This is a genomic window from Enterobacter sp. 01-M-02-SI-ECC (assembly GCF_047530595.1).
Classification (GTDB): Bacteria; Pseudomonadota; Gammaproteobacteria; order Enterobacterales; family Enterobacteriaceae; genus Enterobacter; species Enterobacter cloacae_M.
On sequence record NZ_JBLKCZ010000019.1, the window covers coordinates 67,245 to 86,996 of the forward strand.

The 19,752-nt window shown below is 42.4% G+C and carries 18 protein-coding genes; 13 read left to right on the forward strand and 5 right to left on the reverse strand.

Annotated features, from left to right (window positions below; translation table 11 throughout):
- Positions 1 to 166: 166 nt before the first annotated feature.
- Complete coding sequence (locus tag ACMWLG_RS19765; protein ID WP_022652146.1) at positions 167 to 1,321, reverse strand: ParB/RepB/Spo0J family partition protein; 1,155 nt, start codon at positions 1,319 to 1,321, stop codon at positions 167 to 169.
- A 339-nt stretch (positions 1,322 to 1,660) separates the two neighbouring features.
- Between ACMWLG_RS19765 and ACMWLG_RS19770 the strand changes: the two genes are divergently transcribed.
- On the forward strand, positions 1,661 to 2,506 hold the full coding sequence (locus ACMWLG_RS19770; protein WP_166792053.1) for a DNA adenine methylase: 846 nt from the start codon (positions 1,661 to 1,663) through the stop codon (positions 2,504 to 2,506).
- A 14-nt stretch (positions 2,507 to 2,520) separates the two neighbouring features.
- On the opposite strand, the gene ACMWLG_RS19775 is transcribed toward ACMWLG_RS19770, so the two are convergent.
- From ACMWLG_RS19775 to ACMWLG_RS19790, 4 genes are all read right to left on the reverse strand, one after another.
- Positions 2,521 to 3,342 (reverse strand): hypothetical protein, encoded by an 822-nt coding sequence (locus ACMWLG_RS19775; protein WP_015063094.1) that lies wholly within the window; start codon positions 3,340 to 3,342, stop codon positions 2,521 to 2,523.
- A gap of 266 nt (positions 3,343 to 3,608) precedes the next feature.
- On the reverse strand, positions 3,609 to 4,328 hold the full coding sequence (locus tag ACMWLG_RS19780; protein ID WP_015063095.1) for a hypothetical protein: 720 nt from the start codon (positions 4,326 to 4,328) through the stop codon (positions 3,609 to 3,611).
- Positions 4,325 to 4,525, reverse strand: a complete 201-nt coding sequence (locus tag ACMWLG_RS19785; RefSeq protein ID WP_022652148.1) for a hypothetical protein — start codon at positions 4,523 to 4,525, stop codon at positions 4,325 to 4,327. Before ACMWLG_RS19785 ends, ACMWLG_RS19780 begins: the two co-directional genes overlap by 4 nt.
- 17 nt (positions 4,526 to 4,542) lie before the next feature.
- Positions 4,543 to 5,616 carry a hypothetical protein gene (locus tag ACMWLG_RS19790; protein ID WP_022652149.1) on the reverse strand — a complete coding sequence of 358 codons (1,074 nt, stop codon included), beginning with the start codon at positions 5,614 to 5,616 and terminating at the stop codon, positions 4,543 to 4,545.
- A 541-nt stretch (positions 5,617 to 6,157) separates the two neighbouring features.
- Here ACMWLG_RS19790 and ACMWLG_RS19795 point away from each other — a divergent pair.
- The 12 genes from ACMWLG_RS19795 to trhC all read left to right on the forward strand — a co-directional run bounded on the left by ACMWLG_RS19795 (position 6,158) and on the right by trhC (position 18,132).
- Positions 6,158 to 7,033: a RepB family plasmid replication initiator protein gene (locus tag ACMWLG_RS19795; RefSeq protein WP_015063098.1), complete on the forward strand. Its 876-nt coding sequence runs from the start codon at positions 6,158 to 6,160 to the stop codon at positions 7,031 to 7,033.
- Positions 7,034 to 8,083: 1,050 nt separating this feature from the next.
- A complete protein-coding gene (locus ACMWLG_RS19800) occupies positions 8,084 to 8,269 on the forward strand; it encodes a hypothetical protein (RefSeq protein ID WP_032610388.1) in 186 nt (61 codons plus the stop codon).
- 289 nt (positions 8,270 to 8,558) lie between these two features.
- Positions 8,559 to 8,912, forward strand: coding sequence for a hypothetical protein (locus ACMWLG_RS19805; RefSeq protein ID WP_015063100.1), 354 nt, complete (start codon positions 8,559 to 8,561; stop codon positions 8,910 to 8,912).
- 51 nt (positions 8,913 to 8,963) lie between these two features.
- Entirely contained in the window at positions 8,964 to 9,281 is a 318-nt protein-coding gene (locus tag ACMWLG_RS19810; protein WP_022652151.1) for a type IV conjugative transfer system protein TraL, read from the forward strand.
- Between the two features lie 11 nt (positions 9,282 to 9,292).
- A complete protein-coding gene (locus ACMWLG_RS19815) occupies positions 9,293 to 10,078 on the forward strand; it encodes a TraE/TraK family type IV conjugative transfer system protein (protein WP_022652152.1) in 786 nt (261 codons plus the stop codon).
- 2 nt (positions 10,079 to 10,080) lie between these two features.
- Positions 10,081 to 11,319 carry a TraK domain-containing protein gene (locus tag ACMWLG_RS19820; protein ID WP_015063103.1) on the forward strand — a complete coding sequence of 413 codons (1,239 nt, stop codon included), beginning with the start codon at positions 10,081 to 10,083 and terminating at the stop codon, positions 11,317 to 11,319.
- A 1-nt stretch (position 11,320) separates the two neighbouring features.
- Positions 11,321 to 11,761, forward strand: coding sequence for a plasmid transfer protein HtdO (htdO, locus tag ACMWLG_RS19825; protein WP_015063104.1), 441 nt, complete (start codon positions 11,321 to 11,323; stop codon positions 11,759 to 11,761).
- A complete protein-coding gene (gene trhB / locus ACMWLG_RS19830; RefSeq protein ID WP_022652153.1) occupies positions 11,751 to 13,109 on the forward strand; it encodes an IncHI-type conjugal transfer protein TrhB in 1,359 nt (452 codons plus the stop codon). The genes htdO and trhB overlap by 11 nt, the downstream gene beginning before the upstream one ends.
- A gap of 8 nt (positions 13,110 to 13,117) precedes the next feature.
- The gene (locus tag ACMWLG_RS19835; RefSeq protein ID WP_134390576.1) at positions 13,118 to 13,624 is read left to right on the forward strand and encodes a transcriptional regulator; all 507 of its coding nucleotides are present in this window, start codon (positions 13,118 to 13,120) and stop codon (positions 13,622 to 13,624) included.
- A gap of 105 nt (positions 13,625 to 13,729) precedes the next feature.
- The gene (htdT, locus tag ACMWLG_RS19840) at positions 13,730 to 14,482 is read left to right on the forward strand and encodes a protein-disulfide isomerase HtdT (protein WP_185757620.1); all 753 of its coding nucleotides are present in this window, start codon (positions 13,730 to 13,732) and stop codon (positions 14,480 to 14,482) included.
- Positions 14,483 to 14,491: 9 nt separating this feature from the next.
- On the forward strand, positions 14,492 to 15,442 hold the full coding sequence (locus ACMWLG_RS19845) for a TraV family lipoprotein (RefSeq protein ID WP_015063108.1): 951 nt from the start codon (positions 14,492 to 14,494) through the stop codon (positions 15,440 to 15,442).
- Between the two features lie 8 nt (positions 15,443 to 15,450).
- The gene (gene trhC, locus ACMWLG_RS19850; RefSeq protein WP_015063109.1) at positions 15,451 to 18,132 is read left to right on the forward strand and encodes an IncHI-type conjugal transfer ATPase TrhC; all 2,682 of its coding nucleotides are present in this window, start codon (positions 15,451 to 15,453) and stop codon (positions 18,130 to 18,132) included.
- The last annotated feature ends 1,620 nt before the right edge of the window (positions 18,133 to 19,752 follow it).

The following is a 19,752-nucleotide window of genomic DNA, read 5'->3' on the forward strand; positions in this document are numbered from 1 at the left end:
GCGGGAGGTAGGACAGACAGATGTCGTTTTAATGAAGAGAAAGCGTGCCGGAGACAGGACAAAAAAAAGCCCCTACTTAGTAGGGGCAATGGGCGAGAGCCTGGGTGGCTCGTTCTTGAATATCGTACTTCTAATTATGTGCTACTCATAAGTTGAAATGCTTAATTCAAGCCTGTGCTGGTGGTGCTTCAGATTGTGGTTCTCCGCCAGTATTTGTGTTTTTCGCGGATTTGTAAGTCACTTTCTCCCCTTTCAATCGAGCTTGCCGATTTTCGACCCGGCGAAGCTGCTTGTTTTCTGCTTCAGTGATCTCACTTTGCAGGTTCTTGAGCATCTCCAGCATGCTTCGGTTCAACGTAAAGGAAATTTCTTCATCTTCGCTGGAGTCGGTCACTTCGGGAAGTTGGATATCACCGAGTTTCTGCAACAAACTCGTAGTGATGAGTTTGACCCCTTCTACGGCTTTTGTGGCGAGAACAGGTGGAACACGTGCCGGTTTAAAATCGGAAGGGACAACACGAATACTGCCACGTGGCGTCTTCTTAATCTTGATACCGCTTGAATCAGCTTTCTCAAGCTCGGCGATCATTTTTTCGATACGAGAGATGGCTTCCGTTTCACCGAACTCATCAATAAGGGATAGGACTGCAACATAGGAAATAGCATCGGCATGGATTAATTTTTTGATGTAGACAGAGCATCCGGTCAGACGAATGAGAGCAGCAATGGTTGTACTACTCTTGCCCTCACGTTCGGCAATACGATCAAGCGACCATCCGCCCAGCGCCTGAAGACGTCTGTAGGATTCACCCAGTGCCACTGGAGAAAGAGCCAGACCACGGTTCCCGTCAATTGTCGTCAGTTCGCAGCTGATCTCATCGGCTTTCATCTCGATGCAAAGAATGGTGAGGTCAGTATGTCCTTCTGCCTGAGCCATTAAAGCCGCTTTTAAACGGCAATGGCCCTGGCAAACGTACGGAATACCGTCTTTGATCAGAACGCGTATAGGGTCAACGTAATCACCCCGGATGAATGCACACTTGATGTTATTGAGATGATCTACGACTTCCGGCAGCTGGTAATATGCCTCCCCCATCCCCATCTCACGGGAGTTGAAGCCTGGCGAGATTTGAACCACTGAAGGGTTGATAGCCCAAGCTTTTTGTTCAGTGACTTCATTACAAAGGTCAGGGTTCGCGTCGCGGAACTGCTTCATGCCACTGACGAATCGGCCGGAACCTGTCACTGTTGAAAATGACACGAGGGGTGATTTAAAGACCCGTGAGTTAGTTTGCTGGGAATCAGTCATCAGATCACTCATAGATACTCCGTTGTATTCTTTTTTGCCATACCTTTCATCTGTGCGTGAATACTACCGGAAAAAAAAATCTCACTTTTTCGTTAAAAAGGTACTTTTGGGGTTTATTCCGAATTTCGCGAAGCAAAACGTTCTGATGCTCAGACCTAAAAGATTAAATAAACAATTAAAAACAAATGTTTATGCGAGCTAAGAAGGTAGTTAACTTTTTTGCCAAAAAGTGAAAAAAAATAAAAAAATGTGTCGGAATGAAAATTTCTTTCACAACACCCGCGATTTTCCCTGCTTAAACCTTGTTGGTTGTAATCCGGCTTTCGGTACCATAAGGGTGACATACCGATAATGCTTAAAGGAGAATACGCGTTGCGAAAACATACACCAATCATCAAATGGGCGGGGGGTAAAACCAAACTGATGCCATTCATCAGTCAGCATTTCCCACATGATCAGAGCCGTCGGTGGGTCGAACCACTTATCGGCGGGGGCGCTGTGTTCCTTAACATGTTTGCCACCGATGCACTCTTGGCAGACAGTAATCCGGATCTAATCAATCTGTACCGCAACATCCAGCGGAATAAATCGGCATTCATCAGAGAAGTGAATCTTCTGGCGGAAAGGGAATTTGATAAAGAGGATTACTTAAAGCTGAGGAACACGTTTAACAGCACCAGTTTGGATGATGCCCCGCTGCAACGAGCAGTCCTTTTCTACGCAATGAACCGACTCGGATATAACGGCCTGTGTCGTTACAATCTGAAACGTAAGTACTCAGTTCCGTGGGGGAATCGATCCAAGTTAACTCTGGACCCCCAGAAAGTCGATTATCTCTCATTCAGACTTTCTGGCGTTGAGCTGACAACCGCAGATTTTGGTCTGACGTTGGAGAGTGCTGGTGGTTGTGACCAAATTTATTGCGATCCGCCTTATGATAAAATCAGCAAAACCAGCTTTGTCAGTTATGACGGCATACCGTTCAATAAGAGCGCACATGTTAAACTGGCGGATATGCTGGTGGCAGCTCATCGTAAAGGGGCTTCAGTGGCCATATCCAACAGCTTGACTCCCTTTACGCTGGAGCTCTATGAAGAACGCGGTTTTGAAATTCATACTCTCAATGCTTACCGTTCTGTCGGCAGTCAATCAAAATCGCGAAAAAAGGAAAAAGAGATCCTGGCTGTCCTTCGTTAAGTGACAGTCAGTGGTTAGTCGATCGGGCTTATCCATTCCTCAAAGCTCAAAACTTCGGAATGGTCCCGACTGGCATAAGGAATAAACTGAAGCTCTTCGATGGACCGCTCCCCTCTCTTACCTTCACAAATAAACGATATAAGCCCCAGATCTGCAAGTTGGGTAAGAACATGCATGATTCGTACGTTCACCGTCTGCAACTGAAGAGCGTTAGCAATATCGGTAATTTTATGGGAATGGCGCCGAGACTTTCGCAAATATTCAAAAATGACAAGTTGGGTATTACGTCTCTTCAATAACTTCTCGGTCATAAATTCCTGAATTAACCCCCCAAGTAACACCAAGATCGGCCGCAGCACACCAGGGAACATCAAAGTATAAGACTGTGATGTTTTGATCAGTGTAAAGGACGTCAGAAAGCTAAAGTTCAGGCGCTTCTTTGAATACGGGATATATACGGCCAATGTAGTCGACAAGTGAGTAAGTAATTCTTCCAGATGATCCAATGTGATCATTGCTGTTTTATCGGTATTACGCAGACCGTGATAATCAATAAATGCCACTCTGGCACGACTCAGCCATTCATGTATGTTAATGGATACAGTGAACGGAGCATTTTCATCGACAACGTTGGCGGCATGATCAGCGAGCTGGTTGTGGATTAGCATAGACAGCTGGTAAAACGGAAACCGGCAGGATGGATGACACTGTAGTCCCGTTAGGGTAAGTTTTGTAGTACTCGAGCCATTTAGCGGAAAAGTAACTTTCCGGGATATAATTTTTGCTGACGCTCTTGCTGACTTGCAGATGAACCCAAGTCCAAGATCATTTTGCATACATCACTCCGTTTTAACAAAATCGCCTTAACCTGAATGTTAAGGAGAATAAAATTAAATATATAATTAATAAGATTATCATTTTTAATTTAAAAGATTAGTTAATAACGGGTGTTGAATTTAAAGAAATAGGCATATTTTTCGGAGTTTAAAACCGGGTAAAAACCCGATGCGTGAGCAACAAATTTGACGTGAGTGAGTCGGCACGACAGTGCAGAAAGCCTGTGGCTAATGAATAAACACCCTGTATTTGGGAGTTCTGTTCACTACGCACTAGGCTTTGTGGTTAATTTAAACACCGTCAGTAATGCGTAGGGCACAGAGTCAAAATAGTGGATCTTTCTCACCCTTCCGGAAAGATGATAGCTATGCCCCAATAAAACATGATCCTGCACATTACCTGTTAATGCGAATCCATCATTCTGCTTTTTGCCTGTAAAAGTAAAAAAGTAGCTGTGGGAGCCTTTTGAAAAAGCAGCTCGCACTTCTGTAAAAATGATATCAATACTCACTACATCACCAATGCTGAAAGAATGCTCAACAGGTACATCAGCGTTTTCTGGCAAATCTTTAGAAACGGGTTGGTAAGTTGAGTAGAAAGATTCTAACTGACGAACTGTTAAAAAGAGATTGTTGTTTAACTGCTGTGAAATGCTTACTGCAAACTTAGAATTATCGGCTTGTAACAATGCCAGGTGCCCGCTGTGCCTACGTTTCCAAGCGTCTAGATCGGGATTGCAGCGAAATTCCGGGATAGTTTCAAGAAATTCGATGCCCTCTTTCAGTACCAGTTTTTCCTCTGTGGCCGGTGACGTTTTGCTTCCATTACATGTCACGCAGACGGCGTTTGCGATTTCTCCTGTCCCTCCGCAGGCAAAGCATTCACGTGTGATCATGGCATAATAGTGCCCATCGTTACCGTGGAAAGGCTTTACGACCGCTGGCAATAAATAACCATCGTGAGTAAAAAAAATTGAATGTTTCATTTTTTAAGGTTCTCCAGACGTCCCTCCACGATAAGTAAAGCGTCAGTCACTTTCTGTACATACTGATCATGTCCTTCTTCAAAATGATCAAAGCGCTTACCAGCGTTGATCTCAACAATGTTACGGTCGAGCGAGGCTTTCGCAATAAGTAAATCGTTAAAAGTATTAATGACGGTAAAATGTACAATCTTGTCCATAAATTATCCTCAGCTATCTACTCATTTGTCAAAAGGTCACGAATTTCGTTCAGTTCTGTAACCTTAGATTTTGGAATGATGATTGCAGTATTTTCATCATTTAGAAGACTTAATACAAGTTGAAGTTTTGCTTCATCTAAAGTGATCTTTACACTTTCATTTGTTTTTGTGATTAAAGTGTTACTGACGTTCATAAATAAATTAGAATGCTGTCCGTCTAAAATTAATTCTGTCAGTTTATTATTGTCTGACATTGTTGACCCTACATTATCAATCAAACCAATAAATTCATTTTTTAACCGTTCAGTTTTTTTATGTGAAAGACGTTTAATACCTAACGAACTGCGAGTGATAGACTTTGTTTTAATGTCTTTAGGGTTAATATGTACAGGAGGTTTTTCCTGTTCTTCGAGTGGCTCACTGTTTGTTGCTGTTTCAACGGTTGTTGGTTTCGATAAATCAAGTACGCCAGAAGATGGCACTAAAAAAGAACAGGACTCCAAGTGTGCAAGGACTTTTGCATGATCATTGGAATACTTCAACATGATTTCAATCGCGAGTGTTTTTTTAATAAGGTTTAGGCTGATTAAACGTTGCAGTTCTAAAGGCATATCAAGGATTTTAAGCTGATTGCGAATCGCTGTGCCAGACCGCTGATAGCGCATAGCAAGGGATTCAACGGTAGAGCCAAGCTTCAGGGTCTCTGCGAGTGCGTAAGCTAGTGCAACGGGATTGAGACTGTTATTCCTGTTCCCATCAAGGTTCTCTAGGTATTCTTCGATTTTATCCTTGTAGTGCATAAGTACGACTGAAAAGAGCTGGATGTCAGCTCCTTCCGCGAGAGCAAGCAATAATGCTCTGTAACGACAATGCCCTTGCCGGACAACGTACTTGGAGTCCTTCTTTACTACCTTAATTAAATCAACACGTCGCCCCTCTTTATAGGCTTGCTTGAGAGAAATAATTGCCGATTTTACTGGCTCCTGTTCGTAACAAAGATCACCGATTACCGCTTCCCGTGGATTAAATCCAGGCTCGATAATAAGATCTTTTGGGCTGATTTCAATAATCTGATAGTCGCAATGATTCATATAAGCACCTTTTTTTATTACATGATACATTAATGCTCTCAGATTCAAACAACTCTGAAGGCATAAAAAACAAAATTTCTTTTAGTGGTTAGGTATCTTACTAATTCAAAAATAGGCTGTTTTAAAAATTAAATTAAAAAGAAAATCTGAATAGTTTGAATTTATCTTTCTTAATAACTTCATGCTAACTGATATTTTTCCCGGCTGCATTCTATACAGGGTTTGTATCCAATCCTAAATTTGTAGGGCCAGAGCTCTTTCTCAGAGGGAATTTATCCCCGTTTTCCACAAGATAGATCAATTCTTTAGATCAATAGAGATCAATAGAGAACAATAAAGATCACGACCATTGTAACGTGATGATTTTTAAAAGAAATAGCAATGATCCGGCATTCAGGTGCATGCGAAAAGCATTTGATCGAATAAGAAAAGCATTTACTTGAATTGAAAAGGCATTTAGTTTAATGCGTGAAAAGCATTTGGACGAATAATCTATTCACAGCTAAATGTAGAAAGGGAAAAACATGGTGGGTAAGTTTAAATGAGTGATAACAATGAGTTAGCACATCCGTTTGATGTGACCAACACGGATACAGGGAGGACTTATCAACTGAGTCCAAACTCTTCGAAATCGGTCCAACCCATTGCTTTACTGCGCTTAAGTGTTTTTACCCCGGTGGGAACTAAAGAGAAGCGATTCAGAAATTTTGAGGTTGATGCTTCTGATGAGTTGTCGAGCATGGAACTGGCCCGGTCAGAAGGATACGATGACATCCGGATCACTGGCCTTAAGCTTTCGATGTCCACGGACTTCAAGTGTTGGCTTGGGTGCATTATGGCGTTCAGTAAATATGGATTCGCCTCCGAGAAAATAACATTGTCGTTCAATGAGTTTGCAAAAATGTGTGGTATCAGTTCTACAAATATCAACAAGCGAACCCGTTCACGATTTCAGGAAGCGCTGGCAAACCTCGCGTCCGTTGTTATTTCTTTCCGTGATTCTAAAACTGAACGCTTCACTGTCACACACCTTGTGCAGAAAGCTATGATTGACCCTAAGAAGGACACAGTAGAGCTCGTGGGTGATCCCTCGATGTGGGAGCTTTACCGGTATGATCATAAAACCCTATTAAGCTTACAGGTACTGTCGGTTCTCGCCAAAAAAGAAGCTGCACAGAGCCTGTACATCTATTTTGAGGCAATGCCTGCCGGAACGTTATTCGTTAACATGAAGCGTTTGCGTGAGCGGCTTCTTTTGACGACTCCAGTACGTACTCAAAACCAGATCATCAGAAAGGCTATGCTGGAGTTAAAATCAATAGGATACCTTGAATATCAAGAGGTTAAGAAAGGTAGAGATATTCAGTTCCAGATTTTTAAGAGAAGTCCAAAGCTTGCTCTGGCAAAACAAAGCTGATCCTCTGGTTCAGTTCGCAGAAAAGTAACTTTGGATGTAATGAGGCGTACGGGCATTCATCCAAATGCTTTTTTGGACGCCTCTGCTGATATGAATACCCTTCCCTGCTTCCCTGCTTCCCTGCTTCCCTGCTTCCCTGCTTCCTTTCTTACTTTTGCTTAAGCACCCTGGGAATTTTGAGCATTCGATCGAATGCTTTATTTAACTAATTTTCACTGAGTTAGATAACGAATACTAAGCAATTGATTTTGAATGATTTAATCAGAAGTCATTCATCCAGATGCCTTTAGATAAAACTACCCATCAACGTTTGTGCATAGTGGCTATACGTGAAAAATCCCTGTCCTTCTCATGTCACACTGAGATTTGCACAGAAAATTAAAGCCTGTAATTGTCTGGGACATGATTAGAACAGAGGCGTTTTGATAAATATCCAGTTCAAAACAGAGGTCCCATAAGTAAACATAACCTCATGAAAATAAAAGCAAATCGTTTAAAAATCCCATAGTGGTGGTGAAAAGCATTTGCTTCAATGGGGGGAGAAAAGTGACCTTTGTGAAAAGCACTTGCTTCAATGGCGACAGAAAAGTGCCTTTTGTATAAAAGCATTTGCTTGAATGAGTTTGTGTAAGGTGCCTACGTTGGAAACCCCTGGCATGAATGAGGCGGGAAGATGCCTTTAGCTGAAAAGCATTTGCATGAATGGGACAGTAAAAAGGTGCCTTTAGCTGAAAGCATTTGCATGAATGGGGCCGCAAACGGTGGCATTGGTCGAAAAGCATTTGCATGAATGGTGCAGCAAACGGGGCATTGGTCGAAAAGCATTTGCATGAATGGGATAGTAAAAGGTGCTTTTGGTTGACAGGCATTTGCATGAATGGCGCCGTAACGGTGTCTTTGACCGGAAAGCATTTGGATGAATCGACCTGAAAAGGTGCCTTTGGACTGAAAGTACCTCTCTTAATGGGATTCGATAGCTGAATTTCACCAAAAAGCATTTACATGAATGGAATAGTAAAAGTTGCCCTTGGTCGAAAAGCAACTGCATGAATGAGCCCGGAAAAGGTTCCTTTGGTCGAAAAGCATTTGCATGAATGGGTTTCGGATATGTGTCTTTGCTACAAAGGCATTTGCATGAATGAGGCTGGAAAAGGCGCATTGTTTGAAAAGCATTTGCATGAATGGGGCGACACACAGGATGTGGCTGAAAAGCACTTGTATCAATGGGAAAAGTGACTTTTTTAGAATGACATCCTTACACAGAGCTTTCTCAAATATCGGACTGGATGGTTATCACAAAAATGGTGAAGAGATAGACGATGAACTTCTTCCCTATAAAGAAAAAATAACCTGCCTCACCTTCTTCAATCCGATATACACACGGTATTCACATGTGACATTCATAGGCTAAAAAAACACCAGGCGCAATTAAGGGAAAAAAAGGGTGGTTAACAGAAAAATGAAAGAAAAATAAAAAGTATTATGCAAATGCGTTTACGTGAACTCAAATCAACACGGAGTAATTATGGAACTGACATTGAATACTAACGTTGAAAGAGAACAAACTAACGCTTTTGCATTTCTGAAGTCTAAACATGCAAAAGTGCCTTTGTTTATTCTCCTGTTTTTAGCAAGTTGCGGTTTAGCGTACGCGGGTTCCGACGACGGAGCCTTCGGCGATATCTGGGCCTACATGAGCGAAGCATTAACTGGTGCGCCGGGTAAAATCATCGCTTGCGGCATGTTGTTCTCCGTAGCTTATTTCGGCGTTGTAAAACCTAACCTTGGTTTGGCGCTGGTTTCAGCATTAATGATGCTGATTATGGCAAACGGTGAAAAAATTATCAGCACGTTCCTGGATGCTGGTATCCCGCTGTGATTTGTTAGAACAATAACGATGAGGGGGATATTCCCCCTCTCTGGAGTTTTTATGACAAGTCAGTACGAGGTACCTCCACATACCTATCGTTTCCCTTACAGAATTAATATGCCTTTGTTGATTCTATTCTGGGATGCAAAGCAATTGGGTATAACATTCGTGACTATCGCGAGTGGTAATATTTTTGATTTCTTTATAACTTCTGTAGTTGTTGCGGTTGTGTTTTGGTTTGCATATAAAAAAGCAGCTGAAGAAGGAGTTAGAGGAAAACTCAAACACAAACTGTGGTGGTTCGGCTTGTTTCCAGGGAAATCAGTGTTTAGTAGTCGTTACTTTACCGATCCATTTATCAGAAACCTCTATTCTTGATGGAGCTAAGAATGAAACTTCTCAGCAAGCTTAAAATTCCATTCATTAAAAGTGCCAGTAATGGCGATTTTGATAAAAAGGACGAGACTTCGCAAAATGGAGGCGAAGACTCAAAAGGACGCTTTCGGGATTCTAAAGCTCGCTTTAGTAAAGAGATTGAAGCTTCTGAAATTGGAATTACTTATAGTGCATTGATTAAACGTGACGAAAAACTCTTACGTGTGAATTCAATTGCTATATTAGTCATCGCAGTTTTAGTGGTAAAAAATCAATTTCTTACCGATCCTGTGACTATTGTGCTTCCGCCTAATATGACGGAAGAAGTTAAAGTTGTGGGAAATAAAGCCTCAGAGTCATATAAAACTCAATGGGCCTTATTCTTCAGTACTTTAATTGGGAACATAAACCCAACAAACATAGGCTTTGTAACAACAACCATATTGGATGCGCTTTCTCCGGATTTACAGGCGAAAACCCGTGAGTCATTACAGCAGCAGACCAATATTATGCAAGCTCGTGGTGTTGAACAGTCATTTAAACCGATCGATATGTATTATGACACCAAAAATGACATGGTCTATGTCTGGGGAACGAAATCAACGCGTTTGATTAATGTTCCGGACAAAACAGAATCATCAAAATGGACGTTTGAATGGGTGCTGGGTATGAAAAACGGACGACCACGCATAGCCTATGTAAATCAGTATTCTGGTACACCAAATATTAAGAAAATTACAATCAACGGCAAAGAACAACTGGCAACACTCGATAATCCCCCGCCGTCTACAGGTAACTAATTATGACTTCTAAAAAGGGCTTTCGCTGTCACGCGATTACAGCAATGATCTTGCTGGCAACTTCGAATGTAGTCTTTGCTGAAGACTATCAGTTACCGGCGACAGTAAATAACCCGGTTGTTATGCCTGTCGGGGCAGATGAATTTCAGAATGGTGTGAAAAATGCGATTATTAAAGAATCTGGCACCGGCCCCGCGCCTGAGACGTCACAAGCAACAAAACCGACCACTGAACTACCAAGTCTTTCACCTGCAAGTAGTGCCTCCCCAGCTGTCAATGAGATAACTGGCGCATTGTCAAAAAACCCTACGCTTGTCGGTTATCAGCAACAGGTTAAATCCGGAAATTTTGATAGTTACGGAAGACCGGCAGGGAAAGAGCCTCAACAAAATGCACAAAGCACCGGGGCCCCTTCAAAAGCAGATGAGTTATATGTAGAGGCTCGTAATCGCTACAAAGAAGTGCAGCGAGTAAACGTCCCACCGGGTGGGAATATTGTACTGCCAGTTTCACGGGGTCTGCAAAACAGAATTTCAACTTCATTTAAAAACGCATCTGTAAGTACTTCAACGCCAGGTGATGAAGCCAGTATTTTCGTTAACGGCGGCGATGTATTTATTTCAACAAACACGGATAAGCCAATTGGAATAATGCTTTCAGAAGATTCAGTGCCTGAATCGACTTATAACCTGACACTGGTTCCACTGGATGTTCCTGGTGCAATGATTTCGGTCACAACTTCTTTGAGCCCGACAATGCAGGCGAAACGTGAGACATCTTTGGATAAACATAATTATGATGAGATGCTGGCACGATCCCAGTCAGAAGAGTTGGCACCATCTGACCCTCGTCAGGATGACCATAAACAGCGGATCATTGATTTACTGACTCCGGTTGCGCTAGGTGAGGTTCCTTCTGGTTTTAGTTTACAAGAAGACCGCTTGTCACGTATACCGAGCTCAGAGCAGTCCCCGTGTAATTTCAATATGTATTCAAAGTTAGGGCAAAGACTTGTGGGATCTAGGGAATTGATAGATGTCATTCTTGTTAAAAATGACAAGCCTTACGGACAAGTTGTCGCTGATCAGCAATGTATAACTGAAGGAGTAATTGCAAGTGCTTTGTTCGATAAAGCATTTCTTCAGCCTGGAGAGGAAACCGAGCTTTACATTGTGCGGGATAAATTATTTAAAGAGCGCCAGACTCGTGTAACCACACGACCAAGCCTGATTAAAAGATAAAATGAGAAAAGCTACTTTTCTTACAGGGGTCTCATTTGGACTAGTCGTTTTTTTGGGTACCAGTTATTACTACCAAACTGAGTACATTCCAAAAGGAACAGTGAATATAGTTCCCGATGACCACCGACCGGGTGAGACAGTTGACGATGCGTTTGAAGAACATACGATAATTATAAGCGACCCTACCCTTGCGCAAAAATTCGTTGGAAGCTCAACCGAGTTTGAAAGTCGGCGCGGAGTTAAGGAAATTAAAGAAGTTGGTTCGCTTAATAATGGTAAGGATTTTGCCCCTGTTGAATCCGATAATTCAGGATTGAATTTTAAAGATAAATGGCCCAGGGCGGGTGAACCTTATATCGTGCCTCAGATGACAGAAAACGAACGAAATTTGAAAGTTAAGCGCTTCCAGCAACCAAAGAGTGGAGTTAATAATGGACATTAAAAATGCCTGGGAAAATAAAACTGTCAGAATCTCAGTAATTGGTGCTGCGTTGATTGTATTGATTATCGTTATTAGTCAATCAATTTTTTCCACTCCGGTTAAAAAAGAGAAGAAAACCCAGAAAAAAGATATGCAAACTGGGTTCCTGATTGATGATTCACAAATGACTAAGCTGAGTAACGAGGAAAGCCAGAAGACTTATAACGAAATGGTCAGGCAGAACCGCATTGATCAGAATGCGGCAAAGGCAGATCGTGATAAAGCTGAAAAGGCCCAGCAAGAAAGCAAAGTACAGATTGCCAACCTTGCTTCACAAGTCCAGCAGCTCTCGACGCAGTTGACTGACATGCAGACCTCACGAAACGGTAATCGTAATCTCGACGCAGGTGGGTCACGCAAAAACGTCAATGAGCAGGCCCCAGCAACGCCATACCAGCTAAATCCAAATGCTGCGGTGAATGGGGCTAGTTCCGGATACGCTCCGATCACACCGACCCGAAATAGCCCAATGCGGACTATCACGCAGAGTTCAATTAAGACAAATGGTTCTGATGGTGTCATTCAGGTTATGCCGATATCCGAAAGCCGGATAAGAGAGGGGCGTGAGGTCGTTGCTGGCGGTGACAAAGCCCCGACACGAACTATTCGCGGCGACGGGACCGCTCCTGTAGACAGTAAAGCTCGGCATGCGGCACGTAAAGACGAAATGTTTCTCCCAGCGACGTCAATTATCACAGGGGTGCTAATTAATGGTCTGGAAGCCCCAACGAGTCTGTCGTCTAAAGCTGAACCCATGCCAGTCACTATGCGTATTAAAAAAGACATCATCATGCCAAACAATTTCACGATGGATTTGCGGGATTGTAATTTGTTGGGTTCAGCTGTGGGTGATCTGGCGTCACAGCGAGCATACATTCGGGCAACATCAATATCTTGTGTGAACTCGAAAGGAAAAGCTTTCGACGTCAAACTGGAAGCATACGCAGTTAGTGAAAATGACGGGAAAAATGGTATTCGTGGAAATCTGATAAGTAGAAATGGAAATGCGATCGCAGGTTCTGCTTTTGCAGGAGGCCTGTCAGCACTGGCTGGTAGTCTGAGCCCATCTAAGGTGTCTTCGTTAAATATCGATCCTAACTCAACGGCTGAATACCAATCGCCGAACATCGGGGCATTAGGAGCGTTGGCCGGAGCCGGAGCAGCTCAGGGCGGTCTAAACCGTCTTGTGGACTACTACACATCAATTGCTGAGCAGCAGTGGCCAATAGTCGAAGTTAGCCCAGGGCGCCCAATTACGTTTATCGTTCAATCAGGCGCAACAATACCTACAAACCTGACGAGTCGCTGAGGTTAATTATGGAAAATAACATTGAACCAGGAACAAAAAGTGATTCTGCTGAAAACGTGAAGCTTGAGGCGGCTAAACCTGTTGGGGGTATACGTACAACCAAAAAAGTAACTTTGGAAATAGATATCGAGAAAACCCTCAAGTATTTGATGCTAGCTGGCCTAGCTGTGCTTTTCGTGATCTATGGATACAAGGGGGCGAGTTTTGTTTATGAAAGCGTCAAAGCAATGTCGAATCCGTCCTACCAAATTGCAGTACTTGATATGCAAACTTTAAGGAAAGAATTTAATAAGCAGAATCCTGAGCCGGATTTGGTACAGTCTAAAAAAAACTTTGAAAATTACTTTAAAGCATTAATGAAAGTTTACCGTTCTCGTGGCTATTTGGTTATTGATGCATCATTAGCAGTAACAATTCCAGATAATGTTCAAATAGTCTCTTATATCGACCTTGGTGGAAGTTTTGGTGAGGTACAATCTCTACAAGGCGAAACAAAAGAAAGTGAGATACGATAATTGAAAAAGTTACTTTTATCTCTGCTGGTCTCTATGATCACAGTGTGTCCACCCCTTACAAATGCTGCTGAAAATGTATTAAACAACACTGATGCAGCTGCATTAATGGAAAAAGCAAAAGAAGGTGGAGTGTCCACGAAACCTTTAGAGGGCGTACTGGCGAAAATGCAAAGCTATAAGCCTAAAGATGTTATTTACATCCCGACTGGAGGTCTTTATCTGTTCCAGGATGAACGTTCGCAGTTGATGGCTGTGACCACTGATGGACGTTATACAATAACGGGTGGTAGCGTCATGGACATTCTTCAGAGAAAGTCAGTCTTATCCGTAGAAGATGTACGAAAATCCTACTTTATTAATTTAGACGACGCCCCCTTTCCTCTTGATACTGTGGCATTGATCCCTTTAGGAAACCCAAAACTAAAAAGACAAGCCGCTATTTTTATCACGCTTGATTGTGATGGTTGCCAAGATTTAATAAAAAAATTCTATGACGAAAGAGAAAAATACCGGGTTGACATCATTTTAATCCCCTCCCCCGGTGAGCCAAAGCAAGAATTACGTCAACTATGGTGCAGTAAAGAAAAAGGCAAAGTGAATGACCTTGATATCTTGCGTTGGCTTATGGGAAATAAGACCGATATAGAACAAAGGCTCCTGACAAAAAAAGAGGCAGAAACATGTCCGGCTGAGCCATTGGTAGGATCTCTGATGCTGGCAGGTATTTATAAATTACAGGGCGTACCTTCAGTTGTGAGACAAGACGGACTTGCCGGTAATGGCATACCGAAAGATTTTGATTCATGGTTAAAACAAAGTGTCGAACCCTTACTCAAAAACCCATTTGCTACTAATTAAGGTAATGAAATGAACATTAAAAAAGTTATTTTCAGCGCTCTGGTTGTTGGTTCATCTTCATACCTAGCGGGTTGTACTATCGGCAGCTCAGAATCAGAATGTCCGGGAATTGAAAAAGGGGTCGTTTGTAAAGGCCCTCGTGAAGTTATGGAACTAACGAATAACCGTGATGATCTTTCCGGCCTTGCGGAGGAAGAAGCTAATTCGGGAAAGGAGAAATCGGCTGTCAATGACAGCCAGTACCCTGCCCAAATTTCGCCGCCTGGCGCTGTGCAATACCCTAAGTCTGCCGTCTTGGTAAATAAGCCTGTGACATACAAGACGACGCAAATTAAACCTGCTGGCCAAGTCCCCGTTATGTACGATGAGACATTAAAAATGGGCGCGCCAACATCAACAATCGGGCCACGGCCGATAAGCGGCGTTCCAGTTAATTCTAATGTAAGGATGACAACGAGCTACAGCTCAACAGGTGCATCCGGTAACCCTTTTATCCATCCGACTGCTGATGTCATGAAGCAAACAACACAGGTTGTATCTCCGGCACCTGTACCGCGCTACGTTGCGCCAAATTCCGATATCAGTGCTAGTAAAGACCTTTACTCCGTTAATAATGGACAGCCTGTAAACCCTACGCTCAGCTCTGGCCAGATCCAGCAATACCGTACACAAGGGTATAAACAGGCTGTGGTAGCTCCAGAACCGCTTGCTGTACTTCAGCAAGGCCGCGTCATGAGAATCACCTTTGCACCATACACGGACGATAATGACGCTTTAAACCTGCCTGGCTTTGTCTATGTGAATGTCAAACCCCAAACTTGGATTGCGGGTAAAAATTCGACATCAAATCCGGCGCGAATAGTTCCTTTGCAAGTTCAGGATGCCGCTCGTGAAAATATGCAACAGCAACAGCGAGCAACGAAAGCAGTTTCGTCTAACGGTATTATCAGACAACTCTGAGGTCGCGAATGAAATCTGCTAACATCTATAATAAAGAATTAAGTCGCCACCAGTTTGGTGGGTTTATTCCTGTATACGACCAGATTCCTGGCACGAATTATTTTCTAATAGACGGTAATCGGCTTGGGTTTATGTTTATTTGTAACCCCTCACCTGGTGTTTTTGATAATCAGCAGGATGTGTTAGCTGAATTATTTAAAATGGATTTTCCTACTGACACTATCTGTCAGACCTCATTAACAGCACTGCCGGACCTGACCTTGCATTTAAGTGCCTGGTCGGCAGTTCGTGGTGGTCGAATGGAAGGACATGATAAGCTTAAGGGGGACTTACTCACGGCCTACCAGCTGGATTATTATGATAGAAGTCTAAATGAACCCTTAAAACCGGATCATGATAAATTAATGCTTCGTGACTTTCAGATCTGGATGTCATTTTCTATTCCGTTGAAATCTGCGCTTCCTACTGAAATTGAAATTAATCGCATCGATGCACTGTACTCTGACCTAATCAGTAAGTTGAACACACTGGGCCTTTTTCCACATAAAGTTAGCGCCGAAAACTGGCTTTATTGCATGGATAAATTAATGCATCCGGGAAAAACATCACGTTGGGCTGAAGGTCATGTTGAAGTCAACACTATGAGGCGTCTTAACGAACAGCTAAATGTTCCGGGGCGAAAATATACAGTAACTGAAAATAATTTTTCATCTACAACGCAGAGTACTGATGTTTCTGAACATCGTTATTTCAAACAATTATCTGTGGTCAAGTTCCCAGAACATGTAAATTTTGGAAGCATGTATGAACTTGTAGTGAATTGGATGAATGGGCGTAAAACTATATTTAGCCCATTTATGATAACTCAAACAGTCCATTTCGCCGATCCCTTAAAATTAGCTAGAGATAACGTCAGATATAAGGCAATTACTAACAAACAAGCTAGTATCCCAACCGTCTTAACGTTTTGTCCAAGACTGAAGGACATGGATAATGATTACATGGCGGTAACACGTGAACTGGAAGATGGGGCCCGTCTTTTACACAGTTATCTGACATTTACCGTCATGGGGAATTCAGCATTAGATGTCCAGTCTGCCGCAGACCAGTTAAAATCATTTTATCTGGAAAGTCGCGTTAAAGTGGCTGATGATTCATACATCATCTTTCCATCTTTTGTCTCTTGCCTTCCAATGTGTAATGACCCCAAGACGATACTAGATCTGGACCGTTTTGAGGTAGTCAGTAATACTGGTGCAGCGCATATGACCCCTCTATTCGGCCCATGGAAAGGTAATACTGACAGACCTGTACTTAACCTCGTCTCACGAGAGGGCCAGCTGTTGGGGCTTGATATCTTCAAGACTTCTGCCAGCTATAATATGGTTGTTGGGGCGACTTCTGGTGCAGGCAAATCGTTCTGGGTTGCATACATCATTAATAACTATCTTGGTGCAGGGCCGCGTTCTAATAATCTGATCCATTATCGTGATACTTTTGAAGGTTTCAAAAACAATGCTTATGATGCATTTGACCCTGATGGAGCCCAGATTTTTGTAGTTGACGTTGGTCGCTCGTATCAGGGTATTTCGGAGCAATATACAAATAGTCAGTTTATAGATTTTGGTAAAAAGCCTGATTTTACTCTGAATCCGTTCGCATTTTTGACCGATGTCACTGTTGCAGACCGAGTTTTTGATGAAGCGCCTGTTTTCAATGACGACTCAAATAATAACGATGAAGAAAAGGATAAAGTTGCACAGACCATTATGGTCCTGAATCAGTTAAAAATAATGGCATCTGAAAAAGGAAATATTGACGACTTTCAACAATCGGTCATGCTTCAACTGATTGGTGATGAATATAACGAATCACGTAAAGTCGGAAGTACAGGCTCTATTACAGGATTTGCACGCCGCTGTTCTGCCCATGAAGATAAGCGTATTAAAGATATCGGTGAGCAATTAGGGCAATGGTGTGAAGGAGGCATTTACGGAAATCGATTTACCGAAAAGCTCCCGCCAATAAACTTCGGTAGTCGGTTTATAGTTCTTGAGCTTGAAGAGTTGAAGGGTACCCCTCACCTCCAGACAGTCGTGCTCATGTCGATCATTCAAGCTGCTCAGCATGCAATGTTTATCAAAAAGGACGGTCGCCGCCGGTTGTTCATCCTTGATGAGGCATGGGAGTATATTCGCCCGGATAATGCTTCAGGCTCCAGTAATCAGTCAAATCAGTTTTTCTCATCTTTCCTTGAAGCTGCCTGGCGCCGATTCAGGAAAACGAACTGTGCTGGTATTTGTATTACCCAGTCCTTTGAAGATTACTTCACCTCCTCGGTAGGTCGAGCCCTGACGGCCAACTCGCCGTGGAAGATCATCATGAAGCAGGAAAAGGAGAGCATAGAAGCCATGAAGGCTAATAACTACTTCTCCACGACTGATGCTGAATATGAGCGTATGAAAAACATACGAACGATAAAGCGTGCATTTTCTGAGATGCTCGTCCGATTCGAGAATTTCCAGGAGATATGTCGCCTCTATGTAGACAGGAAAATGGAGCTTTGTTTTACGACTGACAGTACCGACCGTGGAAAGCTATGGGAAATACAAAGCCGTCTTGATTGCTCTTACGGCGAAGCAATTGAGATACTGTATGAACAGGAAGTTGCTAGCAATGCAGCTGCATAACGTTTAAGTAGTACTGGATACCTCATCTTTACTGGATGAGGTATCCGTACTTTACTCAAAATACAGGTTTTTAACTGTGTTACACTGCCCTCCCCCGCAACAATTGTTCAGGTTCAGAATTTCTGGATCGAATTAACTCCCCTAAATATCCCTAAATATCCCTAAATTTTATTTGTAGATACTGTTGATTGGCTTCTCTGGGGCTTCTACTTAAGTTGATTGGTGATGTAGCTTTTATACGGCTGATGTTTAATCATGCTCGGCCTGTGCTGAGCTAAATTTCCTGCCTTGGATACGGATGTTGTGGTTGCAAGTGATAACCAAATTTGTCGCGCTACTGTATATTAGATATAAACACTATCTTTATGGTTAGCTAAGCAACCCATAATTTCTTATGTATCGATTTAAAGTTTGGTAAGGCATTGAAAAACAAACAATAACTCATGTCTTGTTGGTTTGTTTAACAAGTTAGAGATAATATTTGTGAGTTGGTTTCTTTTTGTTTTGTTAGTCAATTTTCGTATTTGTGGTTATCTAAACCAACCATAACTATTAAGTTGCAGTTTTGTTTTGAACTAAAATGAAATGCCTTCTATTTAGGTTGGTATAGTCAACCATTTTCAGCTTCAAGTGATTACTAGAATATGGTTAATCGAGATGTTGTAACTGGTTGCTATCTGTAAAACAAGCGTAGTGCCATTTACCAAAAAACCTGAAATTCGCATCTTGAAATTGGGGAAGTTTATTCCTAATAAAACAATTTACTGACGATCCAACCAATTCGCTCCGCCGGGTATGTGCGCCTTAATCTCCAAAATTGGTATATAAACACCTTAAAGTTTATCCCGGGTGTTGAGTAACATTGCTTTGCATAATTTAGCCAAAGGGTTATAGGCTCAGATTCGGCGTGCTTTCTTAGTATTCTGAATGCCATCTTTTGGATCACGAGGTAAGCAGGAAGGATTTAGTTCATTCCTGAATGGCGCCTTAGCCGTCGAAAATTTTGCGGGGGCCTGGCATATTCTACTCTTTTGCCCGGTATTAGAGTCCAGGCTTTAAATTCCAACAAAGTTCTAGCACACCGAAACCTTATTTCGAAAACACTAGAAAAGGTAAAGGAAATTAAATGTTAGTAACATAGAGATAATTAGAACGGCCTACGAGATTTCAGAAGAAGTAATCTGCACAAGTCTCCACAACTTTTGTGAGAACGCCCTCTTATTTTGCTGCGAAGAATTAACATTATTGTCTGGGTTCACGCCGAACCACACGGTACTCTTTCAGTCTGTGCGCTTCAGACCGGACGTCGTCTAACCAGCTTCCCATAAATATGTAGATTTATGTTTGCACCATAAGTCATTACCACTAACGTTAGAGAGGTCCAACCCGCGTTTCATATTTCAACTTTGTACTTTTCAGTTCTTACAACCAAACTTTAATGTTGTTTTGCTTTTATCGTAGGTCATGTATAGATCCCTCCCGGGAACTGATTCATATAACCCCTTAATCGCCAGCTCTAGGCGGGATACTGTCCGGGTGCCGGAACACATTTAACCCCCTTAATCGCCAGCCCAGGGCGGGATGCTGTTCGGGTGCCTGTATATTTAACCCCCTTAATCG